Annotated in this window: 18 protein-coding genes; 13 read left to right on the top strand and 5 right to left on the bottom strand. The window is 64.4% G+C overall.

Annotation, left to right across the window (positions count from 1 at the left end):
• The first annotated feature begins 31 nt into the window (after window positions 1-31).
• The 8 genes from B4F07_RS16945 to B4F07_RS16910 all read left to right on the top strand — a co-directional run bounded on the left by B4F07_RS16945 (window position 32) and on the right by B4F07_RS16910 (window position 7532).
• Window positions 32-1717: a long-chain-fatty-acid--CoA ligase gene (locus B4F07_RS16945; RefSeq protein ID WP_293702072.1), complete on the top strand. Its 1686-nt coding sequence runs from the start codon at window positions 32-34 to the stop codon at window positions 1715-1717.
• 64 nt (window positions 1718-1781) lie between these two features.
• Window positions 1782-2213 (top strand): MerC domain-containing protein, encoded by a 432-nt coding sequence (locus B4F07_RS16940; RefSeq protein ID WP_293701941.1) that lies wholly within the window; start codon window positions 1782-1784, stop codon window positions 2211-2213.
• 130 nt (window positions 2214-2343) lie between these two features.
• Window positions 2344-2808: a Fur family transcriptional regulator gene (locus tag B4F07_RS16935; RefSeq protein WP_293701938.1), complete on the top strand. Its 465-nt coding sequence runs from the start codon at window positions 2344-2346 to the stop codon at window positions 2806-2808.
• A gap of 172 nt (window positions 2809-2980) precedes the next feature.
• Window positions 2981-3751: a hypothetical protein gene (locus tag B4F07_RS16930; protein WP_293701936.1), complete on the top strand. Its 771-nt coding sequence runs from the start codon at window positions 2981-2983 to the stop codon at window positions 3749-3751.
• 72 nt (window positions 3752-3823) lie between these two features.
• Entirely contained in the window at window positions 3824-5347 is a 1524-nt protein-coding gene (locus tag B4F07_RS16925) for a fumarate hydratase (RefSeq protein ID WP_293701933.1), read from the top strand.
• A gap of 88 nt (window positions 5348-5435) precedes the next feature.
• Entirely contained in the window at window positions 5436-5687 is a 252-nt protein-coding gene (locus tag B4F07_RS16920) for a type II toxin-antitoxin system HicA family toxin (protein WP_293701930.1), read from the top strand.
• Window positions 5684-5914, top strand: coding sequence for a type II toxin-antitoxin system HicB family antitoxin (locus B4F07_RS16915; RefSeq protein WP_293701927.1), 231 nt, complete (start codon window positions 5684-5686; stop codon window positions 5912-5914). The genes B4F07_RS16920 and B4F07_RS16915 overlap by 4 nt, the downstream gene beginning before the upstream one ends.
• A gap of 85 nt (window positions 5915-5999) precedes the next feature.
• The gene (locus B4F07_RS16910) at window positions 6000-7532 is read left to right on the top strand and encodes a M20/M25/M40 family metallo-hydrolase (protein ID WP_293701925.1); all 1533 of its coding nucleotides are present in this window, start codon (window positions 6000-6002) and stop codon (window positions 7530-7532) included.
• A gap of 155 nt (window positions 7533-7687) precedes the next feature.
• On the opposite strand, the gene B4F07_RS16905 is transcribed toward B4F07_RS16910, so the two are convergent.
• Complete coding sequence (locus B4F07_RS16905; protein ID WP_293701922.1) at window positions 7688-8866, bottom strand: DUF481 domain-containing protein; 1179 nt, start codon at window positions 8864-8866, stop codon at window positions 7688-7690.
• Window positions 8867-8997: 131 nt separating this feature from the next.
• Here B4F07_RS16905 and B4F07_RS16900 point away from each other — a divergent pair, with 131 nt between their 5' ends.
• The gene (locus B4F07_RS16900; RefSeq protein WP_293701919.1) at window positions 8998-9273 is read left to right on the top strand and encodes a hypothetical protein; all 276 of its coding nucleotides are present in this window, start codon (window positions 8998-9000) and stop codon (window positions 9271-9273) included.
• A 185-nt stretch (window positions 9274-9458) separates the two neighbouring features.
• On the opposite strand, the gene B4F07_RS16895 is transcribed toward B4F07_RS16900, so the two are convergent.
• The 3 genes from B4F07_RS16895 to B4F07_RS16885 all read right to left on the bottom strand — a co-directional run bounded on the left by B4F07_RS16895 (window position 9459) and on the right by B4F07_RS16885 (window position 12378).
• The gene (locus tag B4F07_RS16895; protein ID WP_293701916.1) at window positions 9459-10598 is read right to left on the bottom strand and encodes an MBL fold metallo-hydrolase; all 1140 of its coding nucleotides are present in this window, start codon (window positions 10596-10598) and stop codon (window positions 9459-9461) included.
• 3 nt (window positions 10599-10601) lie between these two features.
• Entirely contained in the window at window positions 10602-11249 is a 648-nt protein-coding gene (locus B4F07_RS16890) for a DUF1013 domain-containing protein (RefSeq protein ID WP_293702069.1), read from the bottom strand.
• Window positions 11250-11400: 151 nt separating this feature from the next.
• Complete coding sequence (locus tag B4F07_RS16885; protein ID WP_293701913.1) at window positions 11401-12378, bottom strand: NAD(P)H-quinone oxidoreductase; 978 nt, start codon at window positions 12376-12378, stop codon at window positions 11401-11403.
• 128 nt (window positions 12379-12506) lie between these two features.
• Between B4F07_RS16885 and B4F07_RS16880 the strand changes: the two genes are divergently transcribed.
• Together B4F07_RS16880 and B4F07_RS16875 are read left to right on the top strand one after the other, a co-directional pair.
• Window positions 12507-12704, top strand: coding sequence for a DUF1192 domain-containing protein (locus tag B4F07_RS16880; protein ID WP_293701911.1), 198 nt, complete (start codon window positions 12507-12509; stop codon window positions 12702-12704).
• Between the two features lies 1 nt (window position 12705).
• Entirely contained in the window at window positions 12706-13062 is a 357-nt protein-coding gene (locus B4F07_RS16875; RefSeq protein ID WP_293701908.1) for a hypothetical protein, read from the top strand.
• 22 nt (window positions 13063-13084) lie between these two features.
• Here the strand turns inward: B4F07_RS16875 and B4F07_RS16870 are convergent, their stop codons facing one another.
• Complete coding sequence (locus B4F07_RS16870; protein ID WP_293701905.1) at window positions 13085-14557, bottom strand: ATP-binding protein; 1473 nt, start codon at window positions 14555-14557, stop codon at window positions 13085-13087.
• Between the two features lie 255 nt (window positions 14558-14812).
• On the opposite strand from B4F07_RS16870, the gene B4F07_RS16865 reads away from it, so the two are divergent.
• Both B4F07_RS16865 and B4F07_RS16860 read left to right on the top strand, forming a co-directional pair.
• Window positions 14813-15079: a hypothetical protein gene (locus B4F07_RS16865; RefSeq protein ID WP_293701902.1), complete on the top strand. Its 267-nt coding sequence runs from the start codon at window positions 14813-14815 to the stop codon at window positions 15077-15079.
• An 81-nt stretch (window positions 15080-15160) separates the two neighbouring features.
• Window positions 15161-15343, top strand: coding sequence for a hypothetical protein (locus B4F07_RS16860; RefSeq protein WP_293701899.1), 183 nt, complete (start codon window positions 15161-15163; stop codon window positions 15341-15343).
• Window positions 15344-15667 lie beyond the last annotated feature (324 nt).

Genomic DNA, 15667 nt, shown 5'->3' with positions numbered 1-15667 from the left:
AGCCACAAGAATGAGAGGATATTTTCCCGCGATGGACAGCGAATTTTCCTGGTCGACCGATTATCAGCATCCGACGGCCTGGGATCAGTCGTTCGCGCCGCTGTCGCTGCCGGCGATGTTCGCCGCCAGCGTCGAGCGGCGGGGCGCGGCGGCGATGCTCGATTTCATGGGCCGCCGTTTCAGCTATTCCGAAGTTGCCCGCGGCGCCGCGCGGGTCGCGCGCGGGCTGCAACAGCTGGGGATCGGCAAGGGCCGCCGCGTCGGACTGTTCCTCCCCAATGTTCCGCATTATGTCGCGGCCTATTATGGCGCGCTCGCCGCCGGGGCGACGGTGGTTAACTTTTCGCCGCTCTACACCGCGCGCGAGCTGGAGGAGCAGGTCGAGGATTCGGGGACGGACACCTTGTTCACGGTCAGCGCCGCGGCGCTGCTGCCCACCGCGATCAAGGTGCTCGACGGGTCGAGCCTTCAGCGACTCGTCGTCGGCTCGGTCGCGGGCGGCCTCGCCTGCCACAAGGCACTGCTCTTCCGCCTGTTCAAACGCTCCGACATTGCCACTATCCCGTCCGACCCCCGCATCATCCGCTTCTCGGCGCTGATCGCCAACGATGCCCGCCCCGAGCCGGTTGCCATCGATCCCGAACAGGATGTTGCGCTGATCCAATATACCGGCGGCACTACCGGCACGCCCAAGGGAGCGAAGCTGACGCACCAGAATCTGACCGCCAACGCGCGGCAGGTGAACGCGATCGATCCAGACCATGATGCGCAGGATCGTATTCTTGGCGTGCTCCCTTTCTTCCACGTCTTTGCCAACACCTGCGTGCTCAACCGCACCATCCTTAATGGCGGCACGATCACCATGCTGCCGCGCTTCGATGCGAAGCAGGCGCTGGCGGCAATCACCCGCAGCAAGACGACCGCGCTGCCCGGCGTGCCGACGATGTACCAGGCACTGCTCGACCATCCCGACCTCGCAAAGACCGACTTCTCCAGCTTACGCATCTGCATTTCAGGCGGCGCGCCGATGCCCGCCGAACTGCGCGAAAAATTCACCGCCACAACCGGCGCCTCGCTCGTCGAAGGCTATGGCCTCACAGAAAGCTCGGGCGTCGTCGCGACCAACCCTTATGATGGCCCCGTGCGTCCCGGCACGATCGGCCAGCCGCTCCCCGCGACGCGCATCCGCCTGCTCGACAAGGAAGACCCGACCAAGGATGCCCCAGACGGCGAACCCGGCGAACTCGCGGTCAAGGGGCCGCAGGTCATGCAGGGCTATTGGAATCGCCCCGACGCCGACCTCGACAGCTTCACCGCCGACGGCTGGCTGCGCACCGGCGACGTCGCGGTGGTCGAGGACGGCGGCTATATCCGCATCGTCGATCGGCTGAAGGACATGATCGCGGTCGGCGGCTTCAAAGTCTATCCGAGCGTGATCGAGGCGCATCTTTACGAGCATCCTGCGGTGAAGGAAGCAATCGTGCTCGGCGTTCCCGATGCCTATCGCGGCGAAGCGCCGAAAGCGTTCGTGACGCTGGAAGAAGGCTATGAGATATCGGGCGAAGCCCTCGCCGCCTGGCTCAACCCCCAGCTCGGCAAGCACGAGCGGGTCAACGCGGTCGAAGTGCGGCTCAACCTGCCCAAGACGATGATCGGCAAGCTGGATCGCAAGGCGCTCAGGGCGGAGAAGGCACAAGCATCGCCAATTGTACAATGAGACATTGTAACCTCGGTCATGTTATGCCATATCCCGCCCCGCAACTGCCCCAACGGAGAATCGGGTGACCCAAGTCGCCAGCCCTGCCCCTGTTCTGACGCGCCTCGGCGCGGTCGTGCGGGCTGCGCGCGAGAAACGGCCGCTCACCTCGCTTTCGGGTGACCAACTGGCGATGGGCCTGTCGGGGCTGTGCCTCGTCCATTGCCTCGTCAGCACCGTCCTGTTTGCCTCGATCGCCTCGGTCGGTGTCGCGTTCGACAATCACCTGTTCCACGAAATCGGCCTGATCATCGCGATCGGCTTTGCGCTCATCACCCTCGTCTCGGGCGTGCTCAGCCACGGTTATGTGATGCCCTTCGCGGTCGGCAGCTTCGGGCTCGGCATGATGGCGGGCGCGCTGTCGCGGCCGCATGATGGCAGCGAAGTGCTGGCGACGATGATCGGCGTCGCCGTTGTTGCGCTCGGCCACGATCTCAACCGCCGCGCCAGACACTGACGCGGACGCTGACGACGCCACCGATCACGGCACCGGAATGGACTGGTCCGTAACTTGCGGACACCCCCCAAACCGCCTACATTAACTCCAAGAGCTGGCGCAGATCGCCGCGCGGCACAAGGAAACGCCCATGGGCAAGCATGATCATCCGCACGTCGAGGCCAGCGGCGCCTCGCTCGCCAAGGCAGCGCAAACCGCGCTCGAAGGCGCGGGCGAAGCATGGACCGACATGCGCGCACAGATTTTCGATGCCGTCGCCGCCATCGGCAAGCCCGCCAGCGCCTATGAAATCGCCGATATGGTGTCGAAAGCGCGCGGCAAACGCGTCGCGCCGAACAGCGTCTATCGCATCCTTGACCTGTTCGTCGCCAACAACCTGGTCCGCCGCGTCGAAAGCGCCAATGCCTTTGTCGCCAACAGCCATCCCGGCTGCCTGCACGACTGCATCTTCCTGATCTGCGACGAATGCGGCAGCGCGGTGCATGTCGATGATGACAAGCTCTCGACCGGCGTCCGCGCCGCCGCCAACGCCACCGGCTTCGCCGCCGAGCGCCCGGTGATCGAAGTGCGCGGCAAATGCGCCGAGTGCCAATAGGGTGTGCCGCCGCGCTCCGGAGGCAGCGCCAATCGTCTATAGACAGGTGAGAGCTGTTCCCCGGAGAAAGCCGGGGTCCAGGGCGGTACGGCCCAACTGTCGCGTTCGAACGCACTGGGCCCCGGCTTTCGCCGGGGAACAGCGACTGGTGCGACCGGGGTAGGCTTCAGCGATGGCCGGGGGGTTCCAGCATTGGATCGAGGCGCAGCATGAGCGGCCACTTGCACCAACACGCTTCTGGTACTGGGCGCTGGCACTCGGCATCGCGGCGGCGCTGTTCGGCCTCCATCTGACGCAGGTCTTTCCGCAGACCGGACACGACATCGCTCCCGGCTATGGGCCGCCCGTCCTCGCGTTCGAATTTGCCGGCAGCCAAGCCGACCTCGAAGCAATCTTCGGCTTCTTTACCGACCCGCAGCAAGTCATCCGCCTGGCCGCGATGCGCGCGGGGAACGAGCAGGATTACTTCTATATGCTGCTCTACGCGGGCTTTCTCGCCAGCGGCTGCCTTGCCCTGTGGCGCGAACTTCGTCTGCGCCCGCTGCTCGCTGCCGCGGCGCTCCCGGTCGCCGCGGCGCTATGCGATGCGTATGAAAACTGGCTGTTGTTCGACATCCAGGCCGCCTTTACCGCGGGCGATTATTCGCCGGCGATGGCCAGCCTGCCCTATCCTGTCGCGGCGAAATTCCTGCTCCTTGCGCTGACCAATGTCGTCATCGGGGCCGCGGCGACGCAATTGGGGCGCTGGTGGGCGCTGTTCGGTACCGTCGCCATCCTTGCCGCCATCCCGACCGTGATGGCACTCATCACCCCCGCCGCCTTTGCCTGGGCGCTGATCCCCTCGGCGGCGGGCGGTTGGCTATTGTTGATTGCGCTCGCCGCGGTCGGAAGCTGGCGGGCGCTGGCCCGCAAACGCCCGCTCGTCGATCCGGGCCGCGACTGACCCCTCTTTCCACCCCGGCGATGCAGGTCTAGGGAAACCGGCGAATCCCGCAAACAGGGCGAAAGGCTGCAAATGAACACCGTCATCATCCGCGAAGACGACCTCGTCGAGACCATCGCCGACGCGCTCCAGTACATCAGCTATTTCCACCCGATGGACTATATCCGCGCGCTGGCCGCGGCGTACGAGCGCGAAGTGTCGCCCGCCGCCAAGGATGCGATGGCGCAGATCCTGTCGAACAGCCGCATGTGTGCCGAGGGGCATCGCCCGATCTGCCAGGACACCGGCATCGTCACCGTCTTCATCAAATGGGGCATGGACTGCCGCCTCGACAGCCCGCGTAGCCTGCAGCAGGTGGTCGATGAGGGCGTGCGCCGCGCCTATCTCCACCCCGAAAACAAGCTCCGCGCCTCGATCCTCGCCGACCCCGCGTTCAGCCGCGTCAACACCAAGGACAACACCCCCTCGGTCCTCAACGTCGAGATGGTCCCCGGCAACAAGGTCGTGATCGACGTCGCCGCGAAGGGCGGCGGCAGCGAGAACAAGTCGAAGTTCAAGATGATGAACCCGTCGGATTCGATCGTCGACTGGGTGCTCGAAATGGTGCCGCAGATGGGCGCCGGCTGGTGTCCGCCGGGCATGCTCGGCATCGGCATCGGCGGCACTGCCGAAAAGGCGATGCTGCTCGCCAAGCAGTCGCTGATGGACCCGATCGATATGACCGAACTGCTCGCGCGCGGTCCCAGCAATCCGACCGAGGAGCTGCGCATCGAGCTTTATGAAAAGGTCAATGCGCTCGGCATCGGCGCGCAGGGGCTCGGCGGCCTCGCGACGGTGCTCGACGTCAAGATCGCCGACTGGCCGACCCACGCCGCGTCAAAGCCCGTCGCGATGATCCCCAATTGCGCCGCGACCCGCCACGCGCATGTGACGCTCGACGGCAGCGGCCCCGCCTTCCTCGAACCGCCGGTGCTCGCCGACTATCCGCAGATCGACTGGCAACCCGACGCCGCGGCGATCCGCGTCGACCTCGACAATCTCACCCCCGACGTGGTGGCAAGCTGGAAACAGGGCGACCGCCTCCTCCTCAATGGCAAGATGCTCACCGGCCGCGACGCCGCGCACAAACGCATTGCCGAGATGCTCTCCAAGGGCGAGGAATTGCCCGTCAGCTTCAAGGACCGCGTCATCTATTATGTCGGCCCGGTCGATCCGGTCGGCGAGGAAATCGTCGGCCCCGCAGGTCCCACGACCGCGACGCGCATGGACAAGTTCATGGACATGATGCTGGACCAAGGCCTGCTCGCCTGCGTCGGCAAGGCCGAACGCGGCCCCGCCGCGACGCAATCGATCGCCAGGCACAAGAGCGCCTATCTGATGGCGGTCGGCGGCGCCGCCTATCTCGTCGCGCGCGCGATCAAGGGCAGCGAGGTCGTCGGTTTCGCCGATCTCGGCATGGAGGCGATATACGAGTTCGAGGTTCACGACTTCCCCGTCACCGTCGCGGTCGACAGCGAAGGCCAGAACGTCCACGTCAACGCGCCGATGCTGTGGCAGCAGCGGATCAAGGATGAGGGGTTGCTGGCGGGGGTTTGAGGGCGTCAGCGTTCGATTACAAACATTTAATTTCGAACGCCGCAGCTTCGCCATTTACGAATGATGCTCTTCAAACGGAGCATCGCGCGTGACCAGCATCGCCAAACTCTACACCCGCATCCGCTTGAACGGACGCGCCAGTTTCAAGGATTTGCGCCGTATCGTCGAAGCCTTCGGATTCGAACTCAAGCGCACCAATGGCAGCCATCACATCTTCCAGCACCCCGATGTGCCAGGCAATCTGAACCTTCAGTCCAGCGGTAAGGACGCGAAGCCCTATCAAATCCGGCAGCTGCTTGATATGATCGACAGCAACGGACTGGATATGATCGAGCCATGAGCATTCATTATCACATCAATCTGTTCTGGTCGGCAGCGGACGACTGCTGGATAGCCGACGTACCCGACCTGAAATACTGCAGCGCGCATGGCGCCACGGCCGAGGAGGCCGCGCACGAGATCGAAATCGCTATGCGCCTGTGGCTGAAAGTCGCTGCCGACCGGGGTGAGGCGCCGCCCGAGCCGCGCTATCGTCCAGAGATTTATGCGGTTCACAACGCAGCGTGATCGGCGCCTCATTCGCGCGACACTTGCCTTCTATTCGCAATCCGCCAACACTCCCCCCAACGCAGATACCGCAAGGGGGCAAGCCATGGATTTCCGTAACGACCGACCGAACCGCCGCGATCTGATTCGCGGTGCGGCCATGCTGGGCGCGGGTGCCGCGGTCATGCGCCCGCTCCCCGTCCTCGCCGCGAGCAGCCAGACGGCCGCGATCCGCAAAGCGGCCGAAGCCGGCAAGGACGCGTCAATCAAACGCATCCGCGACTGGATCGCCCTCCCCTCGATCGCCGCCGAAAATCTCAACATGCCCGAGGGCGCCGCCTATATGGCCGAACTCGCGCGCGATGCGGGGTTCAGCAATGTCGAGATCGTACCGACCGACGGCCATCCCGGCGTGTTCGGGACGATCGACGTCGGCGCCCCGCGCACGCTCGGCATCTATTTCATGTATGACGTCAAACAATATGACCCCGCCGAATGGTCGTCGCCGCCGCTGGAAGGGCGAATGGTCGAACGACCGGGTTTCGGCCAAGCGATCATGGGCCGCGGCGCGGTGAATCAAAAGGGGCCGGAGGCAACCTTCCTCGCCGCGCTGCACGCGATTCGCGCGGCGGGTGCCAAGTTGCCGGTCAATATCGTCCTGATCTGCGAAGGCGAGGAAGAGATCGGATCGCCCCACTTTCGCCAGGTCGCGACCAAACCCAATGTCCTGGCCGCGCTCAGGAAATGTGAAGGCATTTTCATTCCCGCCAGCTGGCAGGACAAGAATGGCAATGTCTCGGTCAACCTGGGATCGAAGGGCATCATCGAACTCGAACTGGTTGCCAGCGGCGAAAAATGGGGCCGTGGACCCAAGGGCGATGTGCATTCCAGCCTGAAGGCGATGGTCGATTCGCCCGCATGGCGGCTTGTCGCAGCGCTCAATACCCTCGTCACGCCCGACGGCAACACCCCGGCAATCGACGGCTGGTTCGACAATGTCCGCCCGCTGACGCCCCGCGAAAAGGCGTTGATCCGCGAAGCCGCCAAGCTGGGCGACGAAGCGCAGCAGAAACAGGCGCTTGGTATCACCCACTGGATCGACAACCTCTCTTATGACGACGCGCTGATCCGCCTGGCGCAGGAACCAACCGTCAATATCGAGGGGCTGGTCGCGGGCTATACCGGCCCCGGCGGCAAGACGATCCTGCCTGGCCGCGCGGTTGCCAAACTCGACTTGCGGCTCGTCCCCAATCAGACCCGCGCCGAGGCGGAACAGAAACTGCGCGCGCATCTCGACAAACGCGGCTTCCCCGATGTCGAGGTCAATGTCAGCGGCGGCTATGACCCGACCGAGGCCGACGAGAACAGCCGCCTGATCCGTACCGAACTGGCGACCTACAAAAAGCTGGGGGTTCAGGCGAACGTCAACGCACGGCTCGCGGGCAGCTGGCCCGGCGCGACCTTCACCGCGCCGCCGGTATCGATCCCGGCAGGGCATTTCGGCACCGGCCACGGCGCGGGCGCCCATGCCCCCGACGAATATTATCTGATCGATTCGACCAACCCCAAGGTCGCGGGCCTGGTCGATGCGACGATGGGCTATGCCGAGTTTCTCTACACGCTGGCGGCGATCAAATAGGCGCCGATCGCTCCTCCCTGTGGCGCAGCCATGGGGAGGTGGCAGTCCGCAGGACTGACGGAGGGGCATTGGCGCAACCGTCGCAAGGCCCCTCCACCCTTCGCTTCGCGAACGGTCCCCCTCCCCATCGCTTCGCGACAAGAAGGATTCAGGCTCTAAAAGCCATAGACCAACGTAAACCGCGTCTGGGTATCGACCCGTTCGATGCCCGGCGGGGGGCTGGTGTCGATCTGCGCCGCATAAGCAATGCGCGCCGACAGCGCCCCGGTCAGCTTCGCATTGAGCGCGGTGAGCGAATTGGTCGAGCTGTTCGCTTCGCCGACGATCGTCGAAGCAACCTGTGTCAGCCGCAGGGTCGGCGACAATTGCCAACCAAAGTCGAGCCCGCCGAGCGCCGTCAGCTCGCTGTCACTGATCCCGCTGATGAAATCGGTCTGGCGCCACGCCGGCCCGCCTTTCAGGCTCAGCGATACCGTCTTGCCGTCGATCACCTTGTAACCAAGCCCGCCCGACACGTTCCAGCGCGTGTCATAACCCAATATCCGGTCATGCTCCCAGCGCCCAAAGCCAAAGGCAAAGGCGCGATCGTTGATCCGGTATTGCGGCTCCAGCTCGACCAGATAGCGTTCGACCGACGTGCGCCCGTTGGTGCGCTGATAATCGGCCTGCGCGCGCAGCTTGTGGGTCCAGTCGATGCCCTGGCGTGACAAAGCCACGCCCGCGCTCAGCCCCGCCGACTTGGTATTGCCGCTGCTCTGCGACGCCCCGATCTGCCCCTCGCCTTTCCAGTTCTGCCAGAACTTCGCCGCCGCCAGTTTGGCGCGCGCCGCCGCCGCCGCTTCGTCCTTCAGCCGCTGGCGTTCGGCGCGATAGGCGACCAGCCGCGCCTCGATCTCCGCTGCATCGTCGGGATGCGTATCCATCGCCAGCTTGGCGACCGCCTCGACGTCGGCATCCTTGCCGCTCGCGATCGCGGCGGCGAGCATATTGCGCACCGGATCGGGCGGCACGATTGGCGGATGCCCGCTGCGATAAAAGGCCAGCATCGCATCGATTTCCCCGACATTGCGGGGGTGCGTCATGCGCGCGAATTTGGCGACGGCTTCGACATCGTCGTTCTGGCCGCTGGCGAAAGCGGCGTCGATCATCGCGCGAACCGCATCGGGCAAAGGCGGATCGAGCGGAACTTCAAAGGTCGGAACCGGGTTCGCCAGCACCGGGTCGGCAAGCGCGGGGTTCGGCTGCGGCGGGTTCGCGGGTTCCTGCGCGGCGTGCGCCGGCTGAATTATGAGGGCCAGCAGGCCGATAGCCGCCAAGCTGGGGAAAGATGCCATCGAAGAGTCCTTCTCTGGGGAGGCAGAAGCCGGGTTCGTTCGATCATTGGCGCCGCCCCGGCGCGTCCGATGCCTCGCTATAGCCCGAAAGTGGCTGGCATTTCCACCCCGCCTCCCCCATTTGCAAACCTATGGTTATAGCCCTCATCGCGATTTTTTGCGCCGGCATCGCCAATTTCGCGATGCACCGCGCCTTTATGGAAAGCGACGACCCGCTGATCCAGCAAATGGTCAAGCCGCTCGCCGACAAGGCGGGGCCGCACATCACCTATATCTTCGAATTCCTGCTGCTGGTCGGCGCAATGGCGATAGCGACGCGAAACTGGTTCGCCGCGCTGATGCTGTACGGGCTCTATACGATGTTCAACGCGATGGCGTTCAGCTGGATCATGCAGCGGCGGGATTGAGGGTGGGTGGGTGGCGACTAGCGACCGAATACGTACAAGCCGTCCCTTAAATTCCGTTCGTGTCGAGCGAAGTCGAGACACCTCGACGTCTTGCGTTTCCAAAGGGTGTCTCGACTTCGCTCGACACGAACGGAATTAGAGTATGGTCCGGTATCCACCCCTAAACCGACATCGGCACCGCGGCATCACGTTACCCCGTGATACCACCACACCCCGTCGCGATCCTCACGCCACACCCGGCCTTCGACCTCCAGGCGCTTCAGATGCGCCAGCGCCTCGCCGGTCGCGAGACCCATATTATGTTCGCCGATCGGGCGGTTGAACAGCAGCGGAAAACTGTCGACCGCGCGCATCGGCGCCTTCGCAGCGGCCTCGGCCAGATTATAGAGCCGCATCCGATGCTCGTCGCGCAGCGCCATCAGGCGGACATGGAGTCCCTTGAACGGCTCGCCATGCGCGGGGCAAACGGTGACATCGGCGGGAACGGTGGCGAGCAATTTGTCGATCGACGCCAACCATTCTCCCAGCGGATCGGCATCGGGTTCGGTGATGTTGACCGACACGTTCGAACTGATCCGCGGCAGCACCTGATCGCCCGACACCAGCACACCCTGGCGCTCGTTCCACAGGCAAGCATGTTCGGGGCTATGCCCCGACCCCACCACGACGCGCCACTGGTGCGCGCCCAGGTCGATCCGGTCGCCATCCTCGATCCGCACATATGAACGCGGAAGCGGGAAAACCATCATCCCGAACCGGCCCCAACCACTTGCCTTATGCGTCTCTATCGCTGCTTCGGTCCAGCCCGCGCCCTGCCACTGCGCCAGTGCCTCGTCGGGTACGGTGTCGCTTGTGTCGCCGACGATCATCCGCGCCGTCAGCATCTCGCCCCGCGTCATCCACAGCTTCACGCCCCGCTTCTTCGCGATCCAGCCCGCGAGCCCGATATGGTCGGGGTGCAGGTGGGTTCCGATAACGCGCGTAATACGCTTGCCGTTCAGCGCCCCCGCATAGAGCGCCTTCCACGCGTCGGAACATATGGTCAGACAGATGCCGGTATCGACGATCGCGACGCCATCATCGCCGTCAGCGTCGTCGTCGAGCAGCCAGCTGTTGATATGACCGAGCGACCCTGGCATCGGGATGCGCGCCCAGCTGATCCCTGGCGCAATGCGGATCGTCTCACCCGCCGCTGGCGCGGCATCGCCCCATGGGTAGGTAAGGCCGGCGTGGCTGGTCGATGTAAAGCTGTCGTCCTGGGTCAGCGAGGCGTCCGGCGAGCCGCTGGCTGCCGGGATATTGTCGTCATCCTGCCCCGCTGCCACGCGTCAGTCTGCCGCCGCGTCGCTTGCCGCGTCGGCCGCTTCTTCGGCCGCGCGCGCTTCGTTGGCGGCGGTGCGTTCGGCGCGCAGTTCTTCGAGCAGCGCTTCGCGGTCGCCTTCGAACCGGTTGTCGGTCGGCGCTTCGATCCCCGCCTTTTTCGCTGCCTTGGCAACCAAAGCGTCAAGTTCGCGCTGCGAGCAGAGGCCCAGCGTCACCGGATCCTTGGCGACGATATTGGCGCTGTTCCAATGGCTGCGGTCGCGGATCGCGCCGATCGTATTGCGGGTGGTGCCGATCAGCTTGCCGATGGCGCCGTCCGACACTTCGGGGTGGTTCTTCAGGATCCACGCGATGCCGTCGGGCTTGTCCTGGCGTTTGCTGACCGGCGTGTAGCGCGGGCCGCGGGTGCGGCGGATCGTGTCCTGCGCCTGCTTGCTCATCTTGAGCTTGTAGTTCGGATCGTTTTGACCCTTTTCGATTTCTTCCATCGACAGCTCGTGCGCGCGGACGGGATCACGGCCGGTATATTTGGTCGCGGCGGTCTCATCGGCGATCGCCTGCACTTCCAGGATGTGGATGCCGCAATAGTCGGCGATCTGAACAAAGGTCAGGCCCGTGTTGTCGACCAGCCAGGCGGCGGTCGCATGCGGCATCAACGGGGTGGCGTCGGCGGTGGCCATGGCGATTTTCTCCAAGCGGAAATAAAAGGGCCGCCCCTCACGGAGCGGCCGAATAATGGCGGCGGCTGTAAACCGGATTGGCCACAGGGGCAAGGGGGCGCGGTGCAGCGTCCATTTTCGACGCTCACACCATCAGCACGATCTTTCCAACATGCGCGCCCGCCTGCATTCGCGCATGGGCGGCGCTGGCCTCGGCGAGCGGGAAGCTCTGGTCCATCGCTGGCTTCCAGGCCCCCTCGCCCAGTCGCGGCCATAGGGTGCGGTGAATCTCGTCCGCCAGCGCCGCCTTGAAATCGGCGCTGCGCGCGCGCAGCGTCGATCCGGTCATCGTCAGCCGCCGCCGCATCACTTGCGAAATGTCGATCTCGACCTTCGCGCCGCGCAGGAACGCGATGGTGACGTGGCGGCCATCGTCGGCAAGGCACTCCAGGTTGCGCGGCACATAATCGCCGCCGACCATGTCGAGCACCGCGTTGACGCCCTTGCCGCCGGTGAACGCCTTCACCGCCTCGACATAATCTTCGGTCGAATAATCGACCGCCAGATCGGCGCCGAGCGCCAGCGCCGCGGCGCATTTATCGGCGCTGCCGCACGTCACGATGACCCGGATGTCGAACAGTTTGCAGAGGCCAATCGCGGTCGTGCCTATGCCGCTCGTACCGCCATGGACCAGCACCGTCTCGCCATCCTTCACCCACGCGCGCTCGAACAGATTGTGCCACACGGTGAAGACGGTTTCGGGCAGCGCCGCGGCCTCGGCCATCGAAAAGCCCTTGGGTACCGGCAGACAGCTGCCAACCGGCGCAAGGCAAAATTCGGCATAGCCGCCGCCCGCGACCAGCGCACACATCGCCTGCCCCAGCAATTCGGGATCGCCTCCCGGCCCGACCGCGACGATCGTCCCCGCAATCTCCAGCCCCGGCAGGTCGGAAGCCCCCGACGGCGGCGGATAAAAGCCCATGCGTTGCAGCACGTCGGGGCGGTTGACCCCCGCGGAGGCGACGCGGATCAGCACCTCGCCCGGTCCCGGCTGCGGCACCGGGCGTTGTTCAGGCTGCAACACTTCCGGTCCGCCCGGCGCGCTGATGGCGATGGCGGTCATACGCTCTGGCAAGCTGGTCACGTCAGAAAGTCCCCCCACTGGTCCGTCAATTCCCCGCCCCTGCCCGACCTTATTGACAGCCGGACGACGCGGGTCAACAGTCGCGCAGATTTTCAGGAGGATACGCCATGGACGATGACGACCTTCCCCGCCGCCGCGACGATGTGCTCGCGGCGCTGACTCGGCAACCGCTCGACCCGCTGTCGGTGAGCGAACTCGATGACCGTATCGCGACGCTTGAGGGTGAGATCGAGCGCGTCAAGGCGCACCGCAACGCGGCAACGAGCCACAAGGCGATCGCCGACGCACTGTTCAAAAAGGGGTAGAATGTCCTTGGGGCCGCTCGCGCACTTGGTAGCCGCAGTCTTGGCATCGGTTGCCGGCACGACAGCCGACGCCGAGACCGGCAGCCAGGTGAATGATCTTGTCGTTATGGGGAAGGTTGAAAAAGGCCTCGCTTATGAGGTGCTCGACGAATTCGGAATGAATGTCCGGATTACCGCGCGGTTCACGATATCGCGCGTTGTAACAGGGCGCCTTAGGCCGCCGGTTATCAAAATTCGGTACATCTCACATGACGATATGCCGACGGATCGCGAGGTCGAACTTCGGCTCCGTCGTTCGGAAGACGGCATCTATCTTGTTTGCAGCGAGGGCGGTGGCAGGGGATATATATGCGACTGATGGGGCGTGTCGCCGCTCTCGGCTACTCCGCCTCGGTGCTCAGCCCCAGCTCGGGAATACCGATCGACCGCCGCCCGCCGAAATCCGAACGCACGACAATCGCGCCCTGCTTTTCCATATAGTCGACCAGCCGCCGGATGCGCCCCGGCGAGTGGCTGCCATACGCCCGCCCCAGCACATCGTCGTCGGGACAGGGTTCGCCGTCGATCGCCGCACGGGCGATCTGCAAAAACGGCGCCAGCATATCGTCGGGCAGCCGCTCGGCGACGCGCAACGCCTCCGCCCAGCGGCCCTCCGACGGATCGAACACCCCGCCCTTGGCCAGCGCAAAGCGGCGGCGGAACGCGGCGAGGTCGAGCGGCACCTTCTTCAGCTTCGCCATCCGGCAGCGCACCGAGAAATCCTGATAGAGGAAGGCTTCGGGCTGAAACGCACTGTCGGGGTCGGCGAGCATCTCCCGCAATGTTTCGATCACAACCGCGTCGCTCTGCTCGGCCTCTTCGACCGCGGCGACGATGTCGAGTACGATCGGGGCGTCGTGGTCCTCATGCAGCCCCTCGACCGCCGCGATGCGTTCGAGCACTTCGCTCGCCGCGACGGGTTCGGGTTCGGGTGCAAATACGCGCGCCGCCACTGGCGCGTCCATTTCCGTGAACAGCATCGACCGCATGTCGTCGCCCCCCGCCACCGGCAGTGGCATCAGGCTGTGCGTCCCCATCCGCGTCACGGTCTGCGTCGCGCCGATGCGGATCGACAGCGGGCGGCGCGAAATCGCCGGGCCGAGCCCCAAGAAATGCCCGCGCTCCAGATCGCGGATCGCCTCCGCCTGCCGCCGCTCCATGCCGAGCAAATCCGCGGCGCGCGCCATGTCGATGTCCAGAAACGTGCGCCCCATCAGGAAATTGCTCGCCTCGGCGGCGACATTTTTGGCGAGCTTCGCCAGCCGCTGCGTCGCGATCGCCCCCGCCAGCCCGCGCTTGCGCCCGCGGCACATCAGGTTCGTCATCGCCGACAGGCTCGCACGGCGAACCGTATCGGACACATCGCCCGCGACACTCGGCGCGAACATCTGCGCCTCGTCGACCACCACCAATGCCGGAAACCAATGCTCGCGCGGCGCATCGAACAATGCGTTCAGGAAGGCCGCGGCGCAGGTCATCTGCGCCTCGATATCGAGCGACTCCAGGCTGAGCACGATCGACGCACGATGCTCGCGAATGCGCGCGCCCATCGCCGCGATCTCGCGCTCATCATAATCGCCGCCGTTGATCACGACATGGCTGTACGCGTCGGCGAGCGTGACGAAATCGCCCTCGGGATCGATTACGATCTGCTGCACTAACGACGCGCTTTCCTCGAGGATGCGGCGCAGCAGGTGCGACTTGCCCGATCCCGAATTGCCCTGAACGAGCAGACGCGTCGCCAGCAGTTCCTGCACGTCGATACGCACGCTCTGCCCCGCGGCGTCGGTCCCGATGTCGATGCTGGTCTTCACGGTGGCCGCCCTATCGGGCGTCCGTAGGAATGACAACCGGGCGAGAATCCAAGCGGTCGGTTTTCTCACGGAGCCGTTTCCCCGCGAAGGCGGGGATCCATCTCCGGTGGGTTCGAAATGGCACCAACAGATGATGGACCCCCGCCTTCGCGGGGGCACACAGCCTTTGAACGTCTGTTAGAAACGGCGAACATTGCTAGGCTCAGAACCCCGGCTGGCTTGCCAATCGAGCAAAACCCGCCAAAGACTAGAGCCATGGATTTCGACGACCAGCTCCGCCGCTATTTCGGCACCGCCGACCTGTCGGCAATCCACCCAGAGGCGCACGCCGCAGGCACCGAACGCATGCGCGTCGACTTCGGCTTGGAGGCCAACCCCGGCCGCCGCTTCGCTTTGTGGGCGCTGATGTACATGCTCGGCGTCGCCCCCGACCTCGACGTCGCGTTCAAGGATGAGGGCGAGCGCAATGTGGCGCGCGATTTCATGGATATGGTCGATCGGGCCGGTAAGGTCGGACCCTGAACTTTCGAAATCGACCGATTGCGAAAAAGCGGGAGCCCCGGCATATCTCAATCTATGCGTGGAAAAAGTAGGGAGAATGAGATGAGGTCGAAGTGGAATGTTCTTCTGTTCTTCTCGATGATCGCCGTGATTTGTCTCGACGCATACCTCTACAGCATAGAAGGATCGCGCCTGCTGAATGCAGGCTGCAAAGCAGTGCTAATTGGCCTGTTCATCGTCAAATTTCTAAAAGACGGGCGGGCTGGAAATGTCGAGCCTTCGTAGGGCGCACTGTATCAGCAGAAGGTTCCGGCCCAAGTTCTTCTAATATCGTCATCCCGGACTTGATCCGGGATCCATCCGCGCTCTCGGCATAGCGCGGTGCTAGGCGTCACGGCCCCCGGATCAAGTCCGGGATGACGAAGATTTGGGTCCGCTTTCCACCCCCAGCAGACATCGCCGTCAAAAAGGCCTTTCCTACATTACCCGGCTGTGTCAGCCTTCATCCCGCTCTTTCATTTGGTGGATAAAGCGTTCCCGGCCCGGCCTACGATGCGGCGACGGCACGCCGCAATGTCCAAATCGGGAGGTGCACAAGGCTGAACTTTC

The organism is Sphingopyxis sp. UBA6723 (assembly GCF_002454115.1).
In the GTDB taxonomy this organism is placed as follows: Bacteria; Pseudomonadota; Alphaproteobacteria; order Sphingomonadales; family Sphingomonadaceae; genus Sphingopyxis.
This window is presented reverse-complemented; position numbering and strand designations above follow the sequence as displayed.

Coding starts and splice junctions, on each gene's coding strand:
- B4F07_RS16945 (WP_293702072.1), top strand. CDS start 32: ATGGACAGCGAATTTTCCTGGTCGACCGATTATCAGCATCCGACGGCC.
- B4F07_RS16935 (WP_293701938.1), top strand. CDS start 2,344: ATGGGCAAGCATGATCATCCGCACGTCGAGGCCAGCGGCGCCTCGCTC.
- B4F07_RS16930 (WP_293701936.1), top strand. CDS start 2,981: ATGGCCGGGGGGTTCCAGCATTGGATCGAGGCGCAGCATGAGCGGCCA.
- B4F07_RS16925 (WP_293701933.1), top strand. CDS start 3,824: ATGAACACCGTCATCATCCGCGAAGACGACCTCGTCGAGACCATCGCC.
- B4F07_RS16915 (WP_293701927.1), top strand. CDS start 5,684: ATGAGCATTCATTATCACATCAATCTGTTCTGGTCGGCAGCGGACGAC.
- B4F07_RS16910 (WP_293701925.1), top strand. CDS start 6,000: ATGGATTTCCGTAACGACCGACCGAACCGCCGCGATCTGATTCGCGGT.
- B4F07_RS16905 (WP_293701922.1), bottom strand. CDS start 8,866: ATGGCATCTTTCCCCAGCTTGGCGGCTATCGGCCTGCTGGCCCTCATA.
- B4F07_RS16900 (WP_293701919.1), top strand. CDS start 8,998: ATGGTTATAGCCCTCATCGCGATTTTTTGCGCCGGCATCGCCAATTTC.
- B4F07_RS16890 (WP_293702069.1), bottom strand. CDS start 11,249: ATGCCGCATGCGACCGCCGCCTGGCTGGTCGACAACACGGGCCTGACC.
- B4F07_RS16885 (WP_293701913.1), bottom strand. CDS start 12,378: ATGACCGCCATCGCCATCAGCGCGCCGGGCGGACCGGAAGTGTTGCAG.
- B4F07_RS16880 (WP_293701911.1), top strand. CDS start 12,507: ATGGACGATGACGACCTTCCCCGCCGCCGCGACGATGTGCTCGCGGCG.
- B4F07_RS16875 (WP_293701908.1), top strand. CDS start 12,706: ATGTCCTTGGGGCCGCTCGCGCACTTGGTAGCCGCAGTCTTGGCATCG.
- B4F07_RS16865 (WP_293701902.1), top strand. CDS start 14,813: ATGGATTTCGACGACCAGCTCCGCCGCTATTTCGGCACCGCCGACCTG.
- B4F07_RS16860 (WP_293701899.1), top strand. CDS start 15,161: ATGAGGTCGAAGTGGAATGTTCTTCTGTTCTTCTCGATGATCGCCGTG.